Genomic DNA, 16,665 nt, shown 5'->3' with positions numbered 1-16,665 from the left:
GCGGCGCCGAGGGGCCGTGGTCTCACTGTGGTCCGCGCGAGGGTCGAAGGCAATGACCGCTTCCGCTCCGTGCGCCGGACAGGGGTTCATCGTCGTCCTCCGACGTTTCCCGGGTGTTTCCGGCGCGGATCCGCAGCATTAAGGCCTCGGCCCCTTCGGAATCCGCGGTGTCCGCGGTCCGCGGTAGCGTCGACGGATGCGCATCACGATCCTGGCCGGCGGCGTCGGCGGCGCCCGCTTCACCTCCGCGGTGCGCGAGCACCTCCGCGACCTCGAGGCGGCCGGCGGCGGTCCCTCCGAGATCACGGTCGTCGCCAACACCGGCGACGACATGTGGCTGACCGGCCTGAAGGTCTGCCCCGACCTCGACTCGCTCACCTACGCGCTCGCCGGTGTCAACGACACCGAGCGCGGCTGGGGCCGGGCCGGCGAGAGCGAGCGCGTCTCGGCCGAGCTGACCGCGTTCGGCGTCGGCTGGCCGTGGTTCACCCTCGGCGACCTCGACATCGGCACGCACCTCGCCCGCACCTCGATGCTGCGCGACGGGCTCACCCTCTCCGAGGCCACCGAGCGGATCACCGCGCGCTGGCCGCTGGGCGTCCGCCTGCTGCCGATGTCCGACTCCGACGTCGAGACCCACGTCGAGGTCGACCTGCCCGGCGAGGGCGTCCGGCTGCTGCACTTCGAGGAGTGGTGGGTGCGGCTGCGCGCGTCGGTGCCCGCCCGCCGCTTCGTCCAGCGGGGCGTCGAGGAGGCGCGCCCCGCCCCGGGCGTGCTCGAGGCGATCGCCGACACCGATGCGGTCCTGATCGCGCCGTCCAACCCGGTGGTGTCGATCGGGACGATCCTCGGCGTTCCCGGCATCGCGGAGGCCGTGCGGACCACGTCGGCTCCGGTCGTCGGCGTCTCGCCGATCATCGGCGGCGCGGTGGTGCGCGGCATGGCCGACCACTGCCTGCCCGCGATCGGCGTCGAGACCTCGGCGGAGGCGGTGGGCCGGCACTACGGCGCCCGCTCGGCCGGCGGCCTGCTCGACGCCTGGCTGGTCGGCGAGGAGGACGCGGCGGCCGTCGGCGCCCTCGACGGCACCGGTCTGCGCGTCCACTCGGTCCCGCTCTGGCTCCGCGACCGGGACAGCTCAGCGCGGCTCGCGGCCGACGCGATCGCCGCAGCCCGCGCCTGACCGGCGCCGGACACGCGCCACCGGCCGGCGCCTCCCAGCCTCGGGGGCCAGGCTGGCAGCACCCCTCACCGCACCATCGAAAGGACCACCCATGCCCGGAGCCCTCGTCCTCGCCGGAGGCGGCCTCGCCGGAATCGCCTGGGAGCTCGGCATCGTCCGCGGCCTCAGCGACGCCTCGCCCGAGGCGGCCCGCCTCCTCCTCGACCCCTCGACGACCCTGATCGGCACCTCGGCCGGCTCCGCCGTCGCCTCGCAGCTGAGCACCTCCGTCGGCCTCGACGAGGCCTACGCGTCGCAGCTGCGCGAGGAGTCCGCCGAGATCGGCGCCGTCGTCGACGTCGAGCGCCTGCAGGCGAGCTACGCCGCCGCGATCGAGGGCGCGACCTCGCCGGAGGACGCCCGGCGCCGCATCGGCGTGCTCGCCCTCGAGACCGCGACCCTCTCCGAGGAGTCCCGCCGCGACGTCATCGCCGCGCGGATCGCCGATGCCGACTGGCCCGAGCAGCGCCTCCTGATCACCGCGATCGACACCGCCACCGGGGCGCTCGCCGTCTTCGACCGCACGAGCGGCGTCGGCCTCGTCGACGCCATCGCCGCCAGCTGCGCGGTGCCCGGTGTCTGGCCGCCGGTCAGCATCGACGGCGTCCGCTACATGGACGGCGGCGTGCGCTCCGGGAGCAACGCCGACCTCGCCGCGGGTGCCGACTGGGTGGTCGTCATCACGCCGATGTCCGGCATCGGCTCGCCCGGTGTCGGCACGCTGCCCACCGCCGAGCTCGAGGCGCTGTCGGGCTCGCGCGTCGAGGTCGTCTACGCGGACGAGGCGTCGATCGCCGCCTTCGGCCCGAACTCGCTCGACCCCGAGGTCCGTCCCGCCGCCGCGCAGGCCGGCCGGGCGCAGGGCGCGCGGATCGCCGCCCGGATCGCCGCACTGGTCGGCGCGGACGAGCCGGCCCGCGCCTGACCGGCGCCCGCGTCGCTCCTCCTCAGCGCTTCACGCCGTAGCGGAGGAACACCGTTCCGTCCGCGAAGCTGCGCTGCTGCCGGAGCTCGAGGCGGCTGCGGAAGCCGTGCGGGAGGAACGGCGTTCCGCCGCCCACCGCGATCGGCGCCACGTACCAGCGGATCTCGTCGACCACGCCGGCCAGGAGCGCCTGCGCCCCGAGGGTCGCACCGCCGACGGAGACGTCGTGCGGCTTCGAGCGCACCTCCTGCGCCACGCCCACCGGATCGAACGTCCGCTCGAGCCGGGTGCGGCGGGTGCGCACGGCGGGCAGGGTCGTCGAGTAGACGACCTTGTCGGCCGCGCGCCACATCTCCTGGAAGTCGTGGATGAAGGCGAACTGCTCGGCGAGCTCGTAGCCCGCGTCCCAGCCGCGCATGGTCTCGTAGATCCGGTGACCGTAGAGGTACGTGCCCACCCCGGTCTCGGTCTCGTTGATGAAGCGGTGCACCTCGGGACGGGGCGTGGCCCAGCTGAAATCCCCGGTCTCGTCGACGGTGTAGCCGTCGATCGAGGCGACACCGCTGTAGACGAGCGCGCCCACATCGGCCTCCTCTGCAGCCGGATTCGGGTTCCGACCACGCCCGCGAGGGTAGGCGTGAGAGCGCTCCAGCGCAACGGCTGCCGGAGAACAGTCGCCGAACGACGGCCGAGCGGCGCGGGGCGTCCCCCTCCGGGCTCAGTGCCTGCTGCTGAGCAGCGCCAGCACGTCGGCGTGGCGCCCCTCGGCCTCGGCGTCGCGGAGGAAGCGCACCCGGTCGACGAGCACCTCCTCCACCTCCGGCTGCGTGGCGAGGATCCGCACCGTCTCGTCGAGGAACTCGTCCAGCGGCATCGCGCTCGGGTCGTCCTGCTGCCCCATCAGCGTCGTCTGCACGGCCGGCGGCACCAGCTCGATCACCTGCACCGGAGTCTCCGCGAGCTGCGCCCGCAGGCTCTGCGTGTAGGAGTGCACCGCGGCCTTGGTCGCGCTGTAAGTCGGGGTCGCCGGCAGCGGCACGAACGCGAGCCCCGAGGACACCGTCATCAGCACGCCGTCCGGCTTCGCGGCGATCCACGGCGTGAACGCGGTCAGCGTGCGGATCGTGCCGAGCAGGTTGGTCTCGACGATCGCCGCGGCGGTGTCGAGGTGCCCCGAGTCCCGCAGGTCCTCCGGCAGCATGATGCCGGCCATCGTGACGACAACGTCGAGGTCGGGGTGCTCCCGGGTGACCGTCTCGACCGCGGCGGCGATCGACTCCGGATCGGTGACGTCGATCACGACCGAGTGCGAGCCGGGGTGGGCCGCCGTGAACTCGTCCAGCAGCTCGCTGCGGCGACCGCCGAGGATCACCGTGCTGCCCGCGTCGAGGAAGCGCTCGGCGAGGCCCCGGCCGATGCCCGAGGTCGCGCCGGTGATCAGGATGGTGCTGCCCGTGGTCTTCATGTGGTCTCCTCCGTGTCCCGGGCTGTCCCGCCCGGCTGACCCCAGCGTCGCCCTGCGCCGCACGGGCCGGAAGGGCTGGACGATCCAGGGATCGGCGGTCCCTGGTCCGCGATGCGCGCGGACCGGCAGGATGAGCGCATGGACCGACCTGCGCTCGCCGAGTTCCTCCGCGGCCGACGCGAGCGGCTGCAGCCGTCCGACGTCGGCATGCCGCCCGGAGCGCGCCGCCGCACCGCGGGCCTGCGCCGGGAGGAGATCGCCGCCGCCGTCGGCATGTCCGCCGACTACTGGTCGCGGCTGGAGCAGCAGCGCGGACCGCAGCCGTCCGAGCAGATGCTCACCGCGATCGCCCGCGGGCTGCGCCTGGACCTCGACGAGCGCGACCACCTCTTCCGACTCGCCGGGCAGACCCCGCCCGCGCGGCACCGGCGCGACGAGCACGTCTCCCCCGGGCTGCTCCGCGTGCTGGACCGGCTGGACGACACTCCCGCGCTGGTGATCACGGAACTCGGCGAGACCCTGGTGCAGAACCGTCTGGCCCGCGCCCTCTTCGGCGACGGCGCCGACTGGACCGGCCTGGACCGCAGCGGCATCCACCGCTGGTTCGCGCACCCCGACGAGGCCCGGCGCAGCTACCCCGAGCGCGAGCACGAGCACCAGGGGCGGATGCAGACCGCCCAGCTGCGCTTCGCCGCCGCGGTACCCGACGCCGACCCGCTGGCCGCCCGGATCATCGAGTCGCTGCTCGGTCGGAGCGAGGAGTTCCGCCGCTACTGGGAGCTCCAGGAGGTCACCGCCCGCTTCGAGGACCACAAGACCCTGCGCCACCCCGAGGTCGGCGAGATCGACGTCGACTGCCAGGCCCTCTTCACCGAGAACCAGGCGCAGGTGCTGCTGGTTCTCACGCCGCGCGCCGGATCGCCCGCCTCCGCCGAGGCCCTCCGGCTGCTCGGGGTCGTCGGCGATCAGCGGCTGACGCCGTCCGCGTAGGGCCGGCGTCGACCGGGCGGGTGTCCGCGAGGGTCCGTCCGCGCCGGGGCGCGTGTCCGCCGCGCGCCGGGGTCCGCCTAGGGTGGAGGCGGTCGCAGCGAGCGGCCGCGAAGGGTTCCTCATGAAGATCAGCCAGCTGCGTCACTTCGTGGCCGTCGCCGAGGAGCTCCACTTCGTGCGCGCCGCCGAGAAGCTCGGCATCTCCCGCGCGAAGCTCGACTCCTCCGTCGCCGCCGTCGAGCTCGACCTCGGCCGCCCGCTCTTCGAGCCCGGCGCCGCCGCCACGACCCTCACCGCCGCCGGCCGCCAGCGCCTCGTCTCGGCCCGCGAGGAGCTCGCCGCCCTCGGCGACGAGCCGGAGGAGGCCCCCAAGTCCGGCGGCAAGGCCAAGGCCTCGAAGGGCACCGGCCGCGCCCCCGTCGTCAAGGGCCAGCCCAAGCCCTACAAGCGCCGCCAGTCCCGCTGACCCGAGGTCCCGCGAGGTTCTCCTGTGGGCCCTACCGGGCTCGAACCGATGACATCCACGGTGTAAACGTGGCGCTCTACCAACTGAGCTAAAGGCCCCCGTCGCGGCCGGGCCGCGGACGATCGGATCGATCCTACGACACGGCTCGCAGCGCTACTCTCGGCGCATGGCGGACACGGACGACACCCGCGCGAGGCGCCGGGCCGAGAGCCGCTGGCCGGCGTCCGCCGCGATCCTCGTGGCCGTGGCGCTCAACCTCGTCGGGCACGATCCCGGCACCTCGGTCGTCCGGATCGCCGCGGCGGTCCTGACACTCGCGCTGCTGATCCCGCTGTTCGTGGTCAACCCGCGGCGCCTGGACACCGAGACCCGCTGGTCCCGCGGAGTGTCGATCGCCCTCGCGGTCGTGCTCGCCGCGGCGAACCAGATCAACGTCGTCCGGGTCGTGATCGACCTCGTCGACGGATCCGCCGACGGCCCGCTCCTGCTGCTCACCGCGCTGCAGGTCTGGGTCACCAACGTCGTCGCCTACGCGCTGATCTACTGGGAGCTCGACCGCGGCGGCCCCGTCTCGCGCGGCACGCTCGAGCGCGCGCAGCTGCCGCCCGCCGACTTCGCCTTCCCGCAGGACACCTACCGCGACACCGTCAGCGAGGTCGCGGTCGGCTCCTCCGAGAAGGCCGACTGGCGCCCCGGCTTCGTCGACTACCTCTACGTCTCGACGACGAACACCATGGCGTTCAGCCCCACCGACACGATGCCGCTGTCCAGCCGGGTGAAGCTCCTGATGGCCCTCGAGGGCTTCACCGGCTTCGTCCTGCTGGCCCTGGTCATCTCCCGAGCGGTGAACATCCTCAACTGACGCCCTGGCGTGTGCACCCCTGCACCCCTCCCGCGAGATGCCACTTATGAGCGCGACACGCCGTGAAAGGCGGTCACAAGTGGCATCTCGCGGAGGGTGTCAGGCGTGGGCCGGAGTGAGCGCGTCGATCGCGGCGCGGTAGTCGTCCATCGAGCGGGCCTCGCCGGGAGCCGTGATGAAGGTGTCGCGGATGACGCCCTCCTTGTCGATGAGGAAGGTCGCGCGCGTCGCGTAGCCCTTGCCCTCGAGGAAGACGCCGTACTGCTTGGCGACGTCGCCGTGCGGCCAGAAGTCGGAGAGCAGCGTGAAGTCGTAGCCCTGCTTCTCGCCCCAGGCGCGCAGGGTGTGCTTGGAGTCGACGGAGATGCCGATCAGCTCGACCTCCGCGTGCTCGAACAGCGAGAGGTTCTCGCGCAGTGCGCAGAACTCGCCGGTGCAGGTGCCGGAGAAGGCGAGGGGGAAGAAGACGAGGGCGACGTTGCGCCGCCCGTGGAAGTCGCCGAGCTGGATGCGCTCGCCGTACTGGTTCGCGAGTTCGAAGTCGGGAGCCAGCGTGAGCTTCTCGAGAGCCATCGGACGATGTCCTTCCATGCGCACGAATGTCGCGCGAGCACGAGGGGCAATGCTAGACCCGCTCCGCCGATCGGCCAAGGGACCGCGACGATCGGCCGCTGGACGCGGTCCGGATGGAGAAATCCCACAGTGCCCTGTGCGGTTCCGTCGTGGATCGCCACACATGACCGGAATCGCTAGGCTTGCACGGGTGCCCGCGCGCTCCTCGTCATCCGAGGGTCCTGCGCGCGGATCCGCACCGCTTCATGAGAGTGATGTCTCGGGCACGATCTGCCCCCAGAGAGAGGTCGAGGGTGACTGTTAACGATCAGGACCCGTATTCCGTCGGACACGTCGACTCGGATCCCGAGGAAACGTCGGAGTGGAACGAGTCGCTGGACGCGCTCGTCGAGGAGCGGGGTGCCGGTCGCGGACGCGACGTCATGCTCAGCCTCCTCAAGCGCTCCAAGGAGCTGCACCTCGGCGTTCCGATGGTGCCGACGACGGACTACATCAACACCATCGCGGCCGAGAACGAGCCCGACTTCCCCGGCGACGAGGACGTCGAGCGCCGCTACCGCGCCTGGATCCGCTGGAACGCGGCCATCCTCGTGCACCGCGCGCAGCGCCCCGGCATCGGCGTCGGCGGGCACATCTCGACCTACGCGTCGAGCGCCTCGCTCTACGAGGTCGGCTTCAACCACTTCTTCCGCGGCCAGGACCACCCGGGCGGCGGCGACCAGATCTTCATCCAGGGCCACGCCTCCCCCGGCCCCTACGCGCGCGCCTTCCTCGAGGGACGCCTGAGCGAGCACCAGCTCGACGGGTTCCGCCAGGAGAAGTCGCACCAGGGCGGCGGGCTCTCCAGCTACCCGCACCCGCGCCTCATGCCGGAGTTCTGGCAGTTCCCGACCGTGTCGATGGGCCTCGGCCCGATCAACGCGATCTACCAGGCGCAGGCGAACAAGTACCTCACCAACCGCGGCATCAAGGACGCCTCCGACCAGCAGGTCTGGGCGTTCCTCGGCGACGGCGAGATGGACGAGGTCGAGTCGCGCGGTCAGCTCCAGGTCGCCGCGAACGACGGCCTCGACAACCTCAACTTCATCATCAACTGCAACCTGCAGCGCCTCGACGGCCCGGTCCGCGGCAACGGCAAGATCGTCCAGGAGCTGGAGTCGTTCTTCCGCGGCGCCGGCTGGAACGTCATCAAGCTCATCTGGGGCCGCGAGTGGGACGACCTGCTCGCCCGCGACACCGAGGGCGCGCTGCTCGACCTGATGAACAAGACGCCCGACGGCGACTTCCAGACCTTCAAGACCGAGGACGGCGCCTACGTCCGCGAGAACTTCTTCGGCCGCGACGAGCGCGCGAAGAAGCTCGTCGAGGACTACAGCGACGAGCAGATCTGGGGCCTGCGCCGCGGTGGTCACGACTACCGCAAGATCTACGCCGCGATGAAGGCCGCGACGGAGCACAAGGGCCAGCCGACCGTCATCCTCGCGCACACCATCAAGGGCTACGGTCTCGGCCGCAGCTTCGAGGGCCGCAACGCGACCCACCAGATGAAGAAGATGACGCTCGACAACCTGAAGGGCTTCCGCGACACCATGCGGATCCCGATCACGGACGCCCAGCTCGAGGAGAACCCCTACCTCCCGCCGTACTACCACCCCGGTCAGGGCGACGAGGCGATCGAGTACATGCAGGAGCGCCGCCGCGCGCTCGGCGGCTACCTGCCCGAGCGCCGGTCGAAGTACACGCAGCTCTCGCTGCCGGACGACTCGGCCTACAAGATCGGCAAGAAGGGCTCCGGCACGCAGGAGATCGCCACCACCATGGCGTTCGTCCGCATCCTGAAGGACATCCTGCGCTCGAAGGACTTCGGCAACCGCGTCGTCCCGATCATCCCCGACGAGGCCCGCACCTTCGGCATGGACGCGTTCTTCCCGAACGCGAAGATCTACAACCCGCGCGGTCAGCACTACACGTCGGTCGACCGCGAGCTGCTCCTGGCCTACAAGGAGAGCCCGCAGGGTCAGATCCTGCATGTCGGCATCAACGAGGCGGGCGCCCTCGCGGCGTTCACCGCGGTCGGCACGTCCTACTCGACGCAGGGCGAGCCGCTCATCCCGGTCTACGTCTTCTACTCGATGTTCGGCTTCCAGCGCACGGCCGACGCGATCTGGGCGGCGGGCGACATGATGGCCCGCGGCTTCATGATCGCGGCGACCGCCGGTCGCACGACGCTGACCGGTGAGGGCCTCCAGCACGCGGACGGCCACTCGCCGATCCTCGCCGCCACCAACCCGGCCGTCGTCAGCTACGACCCGGCGTACAGCTACGAGATCGCGCACATCGTGCAGTCCGGTCTCGAGCGGATGTACGGCGGCAAGCACCCGGAGCCGAACGTCATGTACTACGTGACGGTCTACAACGAGCCGATCGTGCACCCGAAGGAGCCCGAGGACGTGGACGTGGACGGCATCGTCCGCGGCATCCACCGGGTCTCCTGGGGTCAGTGGGACGGCCCGAAGGCCCAGCTGCTCGCGTCCGGCGTCGCCGTGCCGTGGGCGATCGAGGCGCAGAAGCTCCTCGCCGAGGACTGGGGAGTGTCGGCCGACGTCTGGTCGGTCACCTCGTGGAACGAGCTGCGGCGCGACGGCATCAACGCCGAGCACCACAACTTCCTCTACCCCGAGGACGAGGCGCAGGTCCCCTACGTCACGCAGAAGCTCGCCGACGCGAAGGGCCCCTTCGTCGCCGTCTCGGACTTCTCGCACCAGGTCCCGGACCAGCTGCGCCAGTTCATCCCGGGCGACTTCGCGACGCTCGGAGCGGACGACTTCGGCTTCTCGGACACCCGCGCCGCCGCACGTCGCCACTTCAAGATCGACGGACCGTCGGTCGTGGTGCGCACGCTGCAGCTGCTCGCCAAGCGCGGCGAGGTCGACCCCTCGCTCTCCGCCCAGGCGATCCAGAAGTACAGCCTCCACGACGTGAACGCCGGCACCACCGGCAACGCGGGCGGCGAGAGCTGACGGACGGCTCGGTGCTCTCCTCCGACGACGCGCAGTCGACGCGGGGCACTGCCCCTTCCGCGGAGCGTCCGGCCACCCGGCCGGGCGCTCCGCGCACGAAGGAGCAGACCCTCGCGTGGCTGCGCACCCTCTCGGGCGAGCTGTCCACGCAGACCATCAAGAAGCTCGAGGACACGCTGCCCTGGTACGGCAGCATGCCCCCGGGCCGCCGCTCCGCGGTGGGCATGGTCGCGCAGGCCGGCATCACCTCGTTCATCTCCTGGTTCGACGACCCCTCGGCGACGCCGTGGATCGCCGCCGACGTCTTCGGAGCGGCTCCCCGGGAGCTGCTCCGCTCCGTCTCGCTGACCCAGACCCTCCAGCTGATCAAGGTCACCGTCGAGGTCGTCGAGGAGCGGATCACCAACCGCGGCGAGGACCTGCGCGAGGCGATCCTGCTCTACTCGCGCGAGATCGCCTTCGCCGCGGCCGACGTCTACGCCCGTGCGGCCGAGGCGCGCGGCCTCTGGGACGCCCGGCTCGAGGCGCTCGTCGTCGACTCGATCCTCACGGGCGAGGCCGACGACGAGCTGCCGAGCCGCATCGCGGCCCTCGGCTGGCACGGCCACGGCGAGGTCGCGGTGCTCGTGGGCACCGCGCCGAAGATGCTCGACGTCGACCAGCTCCGCCGCACCGCCCGGCACATGAGCGCCGACGTGCTGATCGGCGTGCAGGGCAGCCGGCTCGTGCTGGTGATCGGCCGCGCCGAGCCGAGCGAGAACGCGACGGAGGAGACCGGCCCGCCGGTCGCCTTCCTCGAGATCGCGAACGCGCTCGAGCCGGGCTTCGGCTCCGGTCACCTGGTCCTCGGCCACGAGGTGCCGACGCTCGTCGAGGCCTCGCGCAGCGCCCGCGCCGCCCTGGCCGGCTTCGCGGTCGCGCGCTCCTGGCGCAACGCCCCACGGCCGGTGAACGCCGACGACCTCCTCCCCGAGCGCGCCCTCGCCGGCGATCCCCTCGCCCGGCACAGCCTGATCACCCAGATCTACAAGCCGCTGCAGAAGCACTCGACCGAGCTGCTCACCACGCTGTGGGCGTACCTCGACAACGGCCGCTCGCTGGAGGCGACGGCCCGCGAGCTCTTCGTGCACCCCAACACCGTCCGCTACCGCCTGAAGCGGGTGGCGGAGGTGATCGGCTGGGACGCGACGGGCGCCCGCGAGGCGCTCATCCTCCAGTCGGCCCTCATCCTCGGCTCGATGAGCGACCCGGACGGAGCGGTCCGCCGCCGTCCGACCCGCAAGTGAGCCGCTCCCTCCTCGCACCCCGTTGTAGAACCGCCACAAGCTCTTTGTGGTTTGTCAGTACCTCAGAGCGCCGCACGAACCGGCGCGGATCGGAAGACTGAAAGCGTGATCGTCGTCGTCGCCCCGGGTCAGGGCTCCCAGACCCCCGGATTCCTCGAGCCCTGGCTCGCCGTCCCCTCGGTCGCCGAGCAGGTCGCCGCGCACTCGGAGGCGGTCGGCATCGACCTGGCCGCCCACGGCACCGTCTCGGACGCGGACACGATCCGCGACACCGCTGTCGCCCAGCCGCTGATCGTCTCCGCCGGGCTGGTCAGCCTGGCCGCGCTGCTCGAGGGCGGCCGCCGCGAGCGCATCGCAGGCATTGCCGGCCACTCGGTCGGCGAGATCACCGCAGCGGCCGGAGCCGGTGTCCTCTCCGAGCCCGACGCCCTCGTCTTCGTCCGCGAGCGCGCCCGCGCCATGGCCGCCGCGGCCGCCGCGACGCCCACCGCGATGAGCGCCGTTCTCGGCGGCGACGAGGAGGCGCTCCTCGCCCGCCTCGACGAGCTCGGCCTCGAGCCGGCCAACTACAACGGCGGCGGCCAGATCGTCGTCGCCGGCGCGGTCGACGCCCTGCAAGCGCTGAAGGACGAGCCCCTCCGCGGCACCCGCGTCGTCCCGCTGCAGGTCGCCGGCGCCTTCCACACCCGCTACATGGCGCCGGCCCGCGACTCCCTCGCCGGCGTCGCCGCCTCGATCACCCCGGCCGACCCGACGCTGCGCCTCTGGACGAACAGCGACGGCTCCGTCGTCGACAGCGGCTCCCGCTTCCTGGAGCTGCTCGTCGGCCAGGTCGCCTCGCCCGTCCGCTGGGACCTCTGCATGGCGGCCTTCGCCGAGGCCGGCGTGACCGGGCTCATCGAGCTGGCCCCCGCCGGAGCCCTCGTCGGCCTCGCCAAGCGCGGCCTCAAGGGCCTCCCGACCCTCGCGATCAAGACCCCCGACGACCTCGACGCCGCCCGCGCCTTCATCGACGAGCACGCCGCCTAGCAGGAGAGACCCATGACGACCCCTTCCCTCACCCAGTCCAGCGGCAGCCAGTACACCCGCATCCTCGGCATCGGCGCAGCCCGTGGCGACCTCGTCGTCCCGAACGACGACCTCGTCGGCCCGATCAACTCCTCCGACGAGTGGATCCGCCAGCGCACCGGCATCGTCGAGCGCCGCCGCGCCTCCTCCGAGATCCAGGCCGTCGACCTCGCGACGACCGCCTCGCTCGAGGCGATCGAGAAGGCCGGGATCCGCGCCGACCAGATCGGCCTCGTGCTGGTCTCCACGATCAGCAACACCGTGCAGACCCCGTCGCTGGCGGCGCTCCTCGCCGATCGGATCGGCGCGAACCCGGCCCCCGCCTACGACATCTCCGCCGCCTGCGCCGGGTACACCTACGGCATCGCCCAGGCCGACTCGTTCGTCCGCTCCGGCCTCGCCGAGTACGTCCTCGTCGTCGGGGCCGAGAAGCTCTCCGACATCGTGAAGTCGACCGACCGCAGCATCTCCTTCCTCCTCGGCGACGGCGCCGGCGCCGCGATCGTCGGCCCGAGCGACACCGTCGGCATCTCGAAGACCGTCTGGGGCTCCGACGGCTCGAAGTGGGACACCGTCGGGATGGACAACCCGCTCGCCGCCTACCGCGACGGCGTCGCCGAGTGGCCGACGCTGCGCCAGGACGGCCCCTCCGTCTTCCGCTGGGCGGTCTGGGAGATGGCCAAGGTCGCCAAGCAGGCGCTGGCCGAGGCGGGCGTCGCGCCCGAGGACCTCGCCGCATTCATCCCGCACCAGGCGAACATGCGCATCATCGACGAGCTCGCGAAGCAGCTGAAGCTGCCCGAGACCGTGACCATCGGCCGCGACATCGAGACGACCGGCAACACCTCGGCCGCCTCCATCCCGCTCGCGACCCACCGCCTGCTCGAGGAGCACCCCGAGCTCAGCGGCGGACTCGCCCTGCAGATCGGCTTCGGCGCCGGACTCGTCTTCGGCGCGCAGGTCGTGGTGCTCCCTTAGGGGGCGCAGGCCCACCCCTAAACTGACCTACGGTCACACGACGAACACCTCGATCTCGACGTACACCGAGTCGAAACACCCTGATCGAACACCCCTCAAGGAGAGAACCATGGCACTGTCCAACGAAGAAGTCCTCGCCGGCCTGGCCGAACTGGTCAACGACGAGACGGGCATCGCGACCGATTCCGTCGAGATGGAGAAGTCGTTCACCGACGACCTCGACATCGACTCCATCTCGATGATGACCATCGTCGTCAACGCCGAGGAGAAGTTCGACGTGAAGATCCCGGACGACGAGGTCAAGAACCTCAAGACGGTCGGCGACGCGGTCACCTTCATCGTCAAGGCCTCCGCGTAACCAGCGCCCCGCGCTTCCCGTCCTCGCGGCGGACACCCCGGCCAGGGCCCTGAGCCCGGCCGGGGTGCGCCCGGAACCCACCCGTCACGGAACAGAGATCGTCGTCATGAGTCCCAAGAAAATCGTCGTCACCGGCATCGGAGCCAGCACGCCCCTCGGCGGCACCGCTCGCGAGTCCTGGAACGCCCTTCTCGCGGGTGAGTCCGGCGTCAGCACGATCCACGCCGACTGGGTGACCGAGCTCGAGCTCCCCGTCACCTTCGCCGCGCAGGCGAAGGTGCGCCCGGAGGAGGTCCTCCCCCGGCCCGAGGCCAAGCGCCTCGACCCCTCCAGCCAGTTCGCCCTGATCTCCGCCCGCGAGGCGTGGGCCGACTCCGGCATCACCGACGTCGACCCGCTGCGCGTCGGCGTCGACTACTCCACCGGCATCGGCGGACTCTGGACGCTCATCGACGCGTGGGACACCCTCCGCGAGCGCGGCCCCCGCCGCGTCCTCCCGATGACCATCCCCATGCTCATGCCCAACGCCGCCGCGGCCGCGATCAGCATGTCGATCCCCTCCCGCGCCTACGCCCGCACCGACGTGTCGGCCTGCGCGTCCAGCACCGAGGCGATCGCCAACGCCTACGAGCACCTCCAGCGCGGCCTCGCCGACGTCGTCATCGCCGGCGGCACCGAGTCGGTCGTCCACCCGCTCCCCCTCGCCGCCTTCGCCTCGATGCAGGCCCTCTCGCGCCGCAACGACGACCCGGCCACCGCCTCCCGCCCCTACGACGTCTCCCGCGACGGCTTCGTCCTCGGCGAGGGCGCCGCCACCCTCGTCCTCGAGACCGAGGAGCACGCCCTGGCCCGCGGCGCCCGCATCTACGCCGAGCTCGCCGGCGGCGCCGTCACCAGCGACTCGTACCACATCACCGCCCCCGACCCCGAGGGCTCCGCCGCCGCCCGCGCCATGATCGAGGCTCTCGAGCAGGCCGGCGCCGCCCGCACCGACGTCACCCACGTCAACGCCCACGCGACCAGCACCCCCGTCGGCGACATCGCCGAGTACCGCGCCCTCGCCCGCGTCTTCGGCGACCACCTCCCGAACATCGCCGTCTCCGCCACCAAGGCCGCCACCGGCCACCTCCTCGGCGGCACCGGCGCCCTCGAGGCGATCTTCACCGTCCTCGCCCTGCACGAGCGCACCGCCCCGCCCACCATCAACCTCTTCGAGCAGGACCCGCAGATCCCGCTCGACGTCGTCACCAGCCCGCGCGACCTCGGAGCAGGGCCCCTCGTCGCCCTCTCCAACTCGTTCGGGTTCGGGGGGCACAATGCTGTTGCCGCGTTCCGGTCGGTGTAACGGGGCGTAGCCCCGTCACTCCGAGCGGAACGCGGGCTGCGCCGCGCATCGCGCGGCGCAGGCGCGTCCGCTCCCTGCATGGTCGCGTTCCGCAGGGCCGGTGCGGTGCGGCGACGGCGATCCGCTGGAACGCGGATCGCCGGATGCGCCTCGTGCCGCTAGGGTGGTCGTTCACCGCGAGCCCTCGCCCACAGTTCTGGCAACAAAACCGCATCGCCTGCGGCTCGCTCGGCCGGGCACTCGCTGCAGCACTCCGGGTGAAGTGACCGCATCGCCTGCGGCTCGCTCCGTCCGGAACCTCCGCCAGCGCCCGGCCATGCTGGTCGAGTAGCCCCGCAGGGGCGTATCGAGACCCACCGACGCCGGCCCGCGTTCAGGCGGTGGTGGATCTCGATACGCCCGCTGCGCGGGCTACTCGATCACCATGACGAGCTTGCTGGTCGAGTAGCCCCGCAGGGGCGTATCGAGACCCACCGTCCCCAGCACGGCGGACCAGCAGCCGGATCCCGACGTTCCGACGAGCCGAAGCGCGTCTCACGAGCCGAAGATGCGCCCACCCTTCAGAGTGTCGCGCGCACCGTATCGCCGGGCGCCCCGAGGCGCATCCGGCGATTCGCGTGCCAGCGAATCGCCGTCGCCGCCCGCACCCCGCTCTGCAGAACGCGACCACCTCCCCGAGCCGACCGCGCTGCGCCGCGCAAGGAGCGGCGCAGAAGTGGGCACCGCCCGCTCAGCCGACGCTGTGCATCCAGATGACCCGCGCGAAGTCGCTGGCGGCGCGGAACGGCTCGAGCTCGTCCTCCCAGGCCTGGCCGAGGGCGAGGCGCAGCTCGCGGTGCAGCTCGATGGGGTCGGCTCCGGCGGTCTCCATGGCGGAGCGGATGCGGTCCTCGGGGACGACGGTGTTGCCGGCGCTGTCCGTCTGCGCGTAGAAGACGCCCAGCTCGGGCGTGTGCATCCAGCGGCCGCCGTCGACGCCAGGAGAGGGGTCCTCGGTCACCTCGTAGCGGACGTCGGCCCAGCCGCGGAGCGCGGAGGCGATCGCCGCGCCGGTGCCGACCGGTCCCTCCCAGGCGTACTCGGTGCGCTGGGCGCCGCGCTGCACCGGCTGCTCGATCCAGTCGAAGTTCACGGCACGACCGAGAGCGCGACCCGCTCCCCATTCCAGATGGGGGCAGAGCGCGCGGGGGGCGGAGTGCACGAAGAGCACACCCCGAGTCTGTTGCGTCACCACGCTGTCCTCCGTCCGTCCTGGTGCGTCTTCCCCAACGACCTGGACCACGAGCGACGTGCAGTGCCTTCTTGTGCGGTGGACGAGCCACCAGTCGAGATTATGCAGGACCCTCCGCGCCACGACAAGGCGCCTCGCCGCTCCCGCCGCCGGGTCGCGCAGATCCCCTGCCTATACTCGGGAAAGTCCGCCCGAACCGCGGCGTCGCCCGGATCCGGGCCCGCGACCCGCTCGAGAGGAGCCCCGTGTCGGTCCGCGACGGTCTGCTCGCTCTCCTCACCCTCGGCCCCGCGTACGGGCTGCAGCTGCACGCCGAGCTGCTCGATCGGGCGGCCCACCGCCGCCGGGTCAACGTCGGGCAGATCTACTCCACGCTCGACCGGCTCCGCGAGCGCGGCCTCGTCACCGCGGCGGGATCGACGGAGGACGGCCTCCCCCTGCACGCGCTCACCGACGAGGGCCGGGCCGAGGCGCTCGCCTGGCTGAGCGGCGACGGCGCCTCCGCCGAGGAGGACTGGGACGACGTGCTCGACCGCATCCTCCTCGCCTCGAGCCTCTCCGACGCCGACCTCGATGCGGTCCTCGACGCCTACGGGAGCACGCTCCCCGAGGAGCAGGAGGCTCTCGACGAGCACCCACAGCGCCGCCTCGCCGCACGGGCGGTGCTGGTGCGCGACGACGCGCTGCGCCGGCTCCTCGACGCCGCCAGAGAGGAGCTCGCCGGGGCGGGCGACGGAGCGGCCGTCCGCGGCTACGCCCTCGAGCGCCCGCGGCGCGGACGCAAGGCGGCGGCGCGGGACGACGCCGCGACCGAGGGGCCGCTGAGCGCACAGAACGACCGGCACGAGACAGGCGCGGGCGCCGTCGCCTAGGGTG

At 72.1% G+C, this 16,665-nt stretch carries 16 protein-coding genes and 1 tRNA gene; 12 read left to right on the top strand and 5 right to left on the bottom strand.

Annotation, left to right across the window (positions count from 1 at the left end; genetic code table 11):
• Positions 1-196: 196 nt before the first annotated feature.
• Complete coding sequence (cofD, locus tag MT350_RS05565) at positions 197-1,183, top strand: 2-phospho-L-lactate transferase (protein ID WP_243599076.1); 987 nt, start codon at positions 197-199, stop codon at positions 1,181-1,183.
• Positions 1,184-1,274: 91 nt separating this feature from the next.
• Positions 1,275-2,147 carry a patatin-like phospholipase family protein gene (locus MT350_RS05560; protein WP_123445671.1) on the top strand — a complete coding sequence of 291 codons (873 nt, stop codon included), beginning with the start codon at positions 1,275-1,277 and terminating at the stop codon, positions 2,145-2,147.
• Positions 2,148-2,169: 22 nt separating this feature from the next.
• On the opposite strand, the gene MT350_RS05555 is transcribed toward MT350_RS05560, so the two are convergent.
• Together MT350_RS05555 and MT350_RS05550 are read right to left on the bottom strand one after the other, a co-directional pair.
• Entirely contained in the window at positions 2,170-2,730 is a 561-nt protein-coding gene (locus MT350_RS05555) for a dihydrofolate reductase family protein (RefSeq protein WP_123732139.1), read from the bottom strand.
• 135 nt (positions 2,731-2,865) lie between these two features.
• On the bottom strand, positions 2,866-3,612 hold the full coding sequence (locus MT350_RS05550) for an SDR family oxidoreductase (RefSeq protein WP_243599075.1): 747 nt from the start codon (positions 3,610-3,612) through the stop codon (positions 2,866-2,868).
• Positions 3,613-3,750: 138 nt separating this feature from the next.
• Here MT350_RS05550 and MT350_RS05545 point away from each other — a divergent pair, with 138 nt between their 5' ends.
• Positions 3,751-4,602: a helix-turn-helix transcriptional regulator gene (locus MT350_RS05545; RefSeq protein WP_243615524.1), complete on the top strand. Its 852-nt coding sequence runs from the start codon at positions 3,751-3,753 to the stop codon at positions 4,600-4,602.
• Positions 4,603-4,723: 121 nt separating this feature from the next.
• Positions 4,724-5,068, top strand: a complete 345-nt coding sequence (locus MT350_RS05540; protein ID WP_243615523.1) for a LysR family transcriptional regulator — start codon at positions 4,724-4,726, stop codon at positions 5,066-5,068.
• Positions 5,069-5,093: 25 nt separating this feature from the next.
• On the opposite strand, the gene MT350_RS05535 is transcribed toward MT350_RS05540, so the two are convergent.
• Positions 5,094-5,166: transfer RNA gene (locus tag MT350_RS05535), tRNA-Val, on the bottom strand.
• Positions 5,167-5,234: 68 nt separating this feature from the next.
• On the opposite strand from MT350_RS05535, the gene MT350_RS05530 reads away from it, so the two are divergent.
• Positions 5,235-5,930 (top strand): hypothetical protein, encoded by a 696-nt coding sequence (locus MT350_RS05530; protein WP_243615522.1) that lies wholly within the window; start codon positions 5,235-5,237, stop codon positions 5,928-5,930.
• 99 nt (positions 5,931-6,029) lie between these two features.
• Here MT350_RS05530 and MT350_RS05525 read toward each other — a convergent pair whose 3' ends face one another.
• Positions 6,030-6,503, bottom strand: a complete 474-nt coding sequence (locus tag MT350_RS05525; protein ID WP_123445665.1) for a peroxiredoxin — start codon at positions 6,501-6,503, stop codon at positions 6,030-6,032.
• A 293-nt stretch (positions 6,504-6,796) separates the two neighbouring features.
• On the opposite strand from MT350_RS05525, the gene aceE reads away from it, so the two are divergent.
• The 6 genes from aceE (at position 6,797) to MT350_RS05495 (ending at position 14,558) form a co-directional block, all read left to right on the top strand.
• Complete coding sequence (aceE, locus tag MT350_RS05520; RefSeq protein ID WP_123445664.1) at positions 6,797-9,523, top strand: pyruvate dehydrogenase (acetyl-transferring), homodimeric type; 2,727 nt, start codon at positions 6,797-6,799, stop codon at positions 9,521-9,523.
• Between the two features lie 119 nt (positions 9,524-9,642).
• On the top strand, positions 9,643-10,809 hold the full coding sequence (locus MT350_RS05515) for a CdaR family transcriptional regulator (RefSeq protein ID WP_207901826.1): 1,167 nt from the start codon (positions 9,643-9,645) through the stop codon (positions 10,807-10,809).
• A 105-nt stretch (positions 10,810-10,914) separates the two neighbouring features.
• Positions 10,915-11,838: an ACP S-malonyltransferase gene (locus MT350_RS05510; RefSeq protein ID WP_243615521.1), complete on the top strand. Its 924-nt coding sequence runs from the start codon at positions 10,915-10,917 to the stop codon at positions 11,836-11,838.
• A gap of 12 nt (positions 11,839-11,850) precedes the next feature.
• Positions 11,851-12,855, top strand: coding sequence for a beta-ketoacyl-ACP synthase III (locus MT350_RS05505; protein ID WP_243599070.1), 1,005 nt, complete (start codon positions 11,851-11,853; stop codon positions 12,853-12,855).
• Positions 12,856-12,964: 109 nt separating this feature from the next.
• Positions 12,965-13,213 (top strand): acyl carrier protein, encoded by a 249-nt coding sequence (locus tag MT350_RS05500; RefSeq protein WP_123445660.1) that lies wholly within the window; start codon positions 12,965-12,967, stop codon positions 13,211-13,213.
• Between the two features lie 106 nt (positions 13,214-13,319).
• Complete coding sequence (locus tag MT350_RS05495; protein WP_243615520.1) at positions 13,320-14,558, top strand: beta-ketoacyl synthase; 1,239 nt, start codon at positions 13,320-13,322, stop codon at positions 14,556-14,558.
• Positions 14,559-15,288: 730 nt separating this feature from the next.
• On the opposite strand, the gene MT350_RS05490 is transcribed toward MT350_RS05495, so the two are convergent.
• On the bottom strand, positions 15,289-15,792 hold the full coding sequence (locus MT350_RS05490; RefSeq protein ID WP_243615519.1) for a DUF3145 domain-containing protein: 504 nt from the start codon (positions 15,790-15,792) through the stop codon (positions 15,289-15,291).
• Positions 15,793-16,034: 242 nt separating this feature from the next.
• Here MT350_RS05490 and MT350_RS05485 point away from each other — a divergent pair, with 242 nt between their 5' ends.
• Positions 16,035-16,661, top strand: a complete 627-nt coding sequence (locus MT350_RS05485; protein WP_243615518.1) for a PadR family transcriptional regulator — start codon at positions 16,035-16,037, stop codon at positions 16,659-16,661.
• Positions 16,662-16,665 lie beyond the last annotated feature (4 nt).

The sequence above is a fragment of the Rathayibacter sp. VKM Ac-2928 genome, assembly GCF_022815545.1.
In the GTDB taxonomy this organism is placed as follows: domain Bacteria; phylum Actinomycetota; class Actinomycetes; order Actinomycetales; family Microbacteriaceae; genus Rathayibacter; species Rathayibacter festucae.
This window is presented reverse-complemented; position numbering and strand designations above follow the sequence as displayed.

Bases quoted from the DNA above. Each gene is read 5' to 3' on its own strand.
- MT350_RS05545 (WP_243615524.1), top strand. From the start codon at position 3,751: ATGGACCGACCTGCGCTCGCCGAGTTCCTCCGCGGCCGACGCGAGCGG.
- cofD (WP_243599076.1), top strand. From the start codon at position 197: ATGCGCATCACGATCCTGGCCGGCGGCGTCGGCGGCGCCCGCTTCACC.
- MT350_RS05505 (WP_243599070.1), top strand. From the start codon at position 11,851: ATGACGACCCCTTCCCTCACCCAGTCCAGCGGCAGCCAGTACACCCGC.
- MT350_RS05495 (WP_243615520.1), top strand. From the start codon at position 13,320: ATGAGTCCCAAGAAAATCGTCGTCACCGGCATCGGAGCCAGCACGCCC.
- MT350_RS05540 (WP_243615523.1), top strand. From the start codon at position 4,724: ATGAAGATCAGCCAGCTGCGTCACTTCGTGGCCGTCGCCGAGGAGCTC.
- MT350_RS05530 (WP_243615522.1), top strand. From the start codon at position 5,235: ATGGCGGACACGGACGACACCCGCGCGAGGCGCCGGGCCGAGAGCCGC.
- MT350_RS05550 (WP_243599075.1), bottom strand. From the start codon at position 3,612: ATGAAGACCACGGGCAGCACCATCCTGATCACCGGCGCGACCTCGGGC.
- MT350_RS05560 (WP_123445671.1), top strand. From the start codon at position 1,275: ATGCCCGGAGCCCTCGTCCTCGCCGGAGGCGGCCTCGCCGGAATCGCC.
- MT350_RS05525 (WP_123445665.1), bottom strand. From the start codon at position 6,503: ATGGCTCTCGAGAAGCTCACGCTGGCTCCCGACTTCGAACTCGCGAAC.
- MT350_RS05500 (WP_123445660.1), top strand. From the start codon at position 12,965: ATGGCACTGTCCAACGAAGAAGTCCTCGCCGGCCTGGCCGAACTGGTC.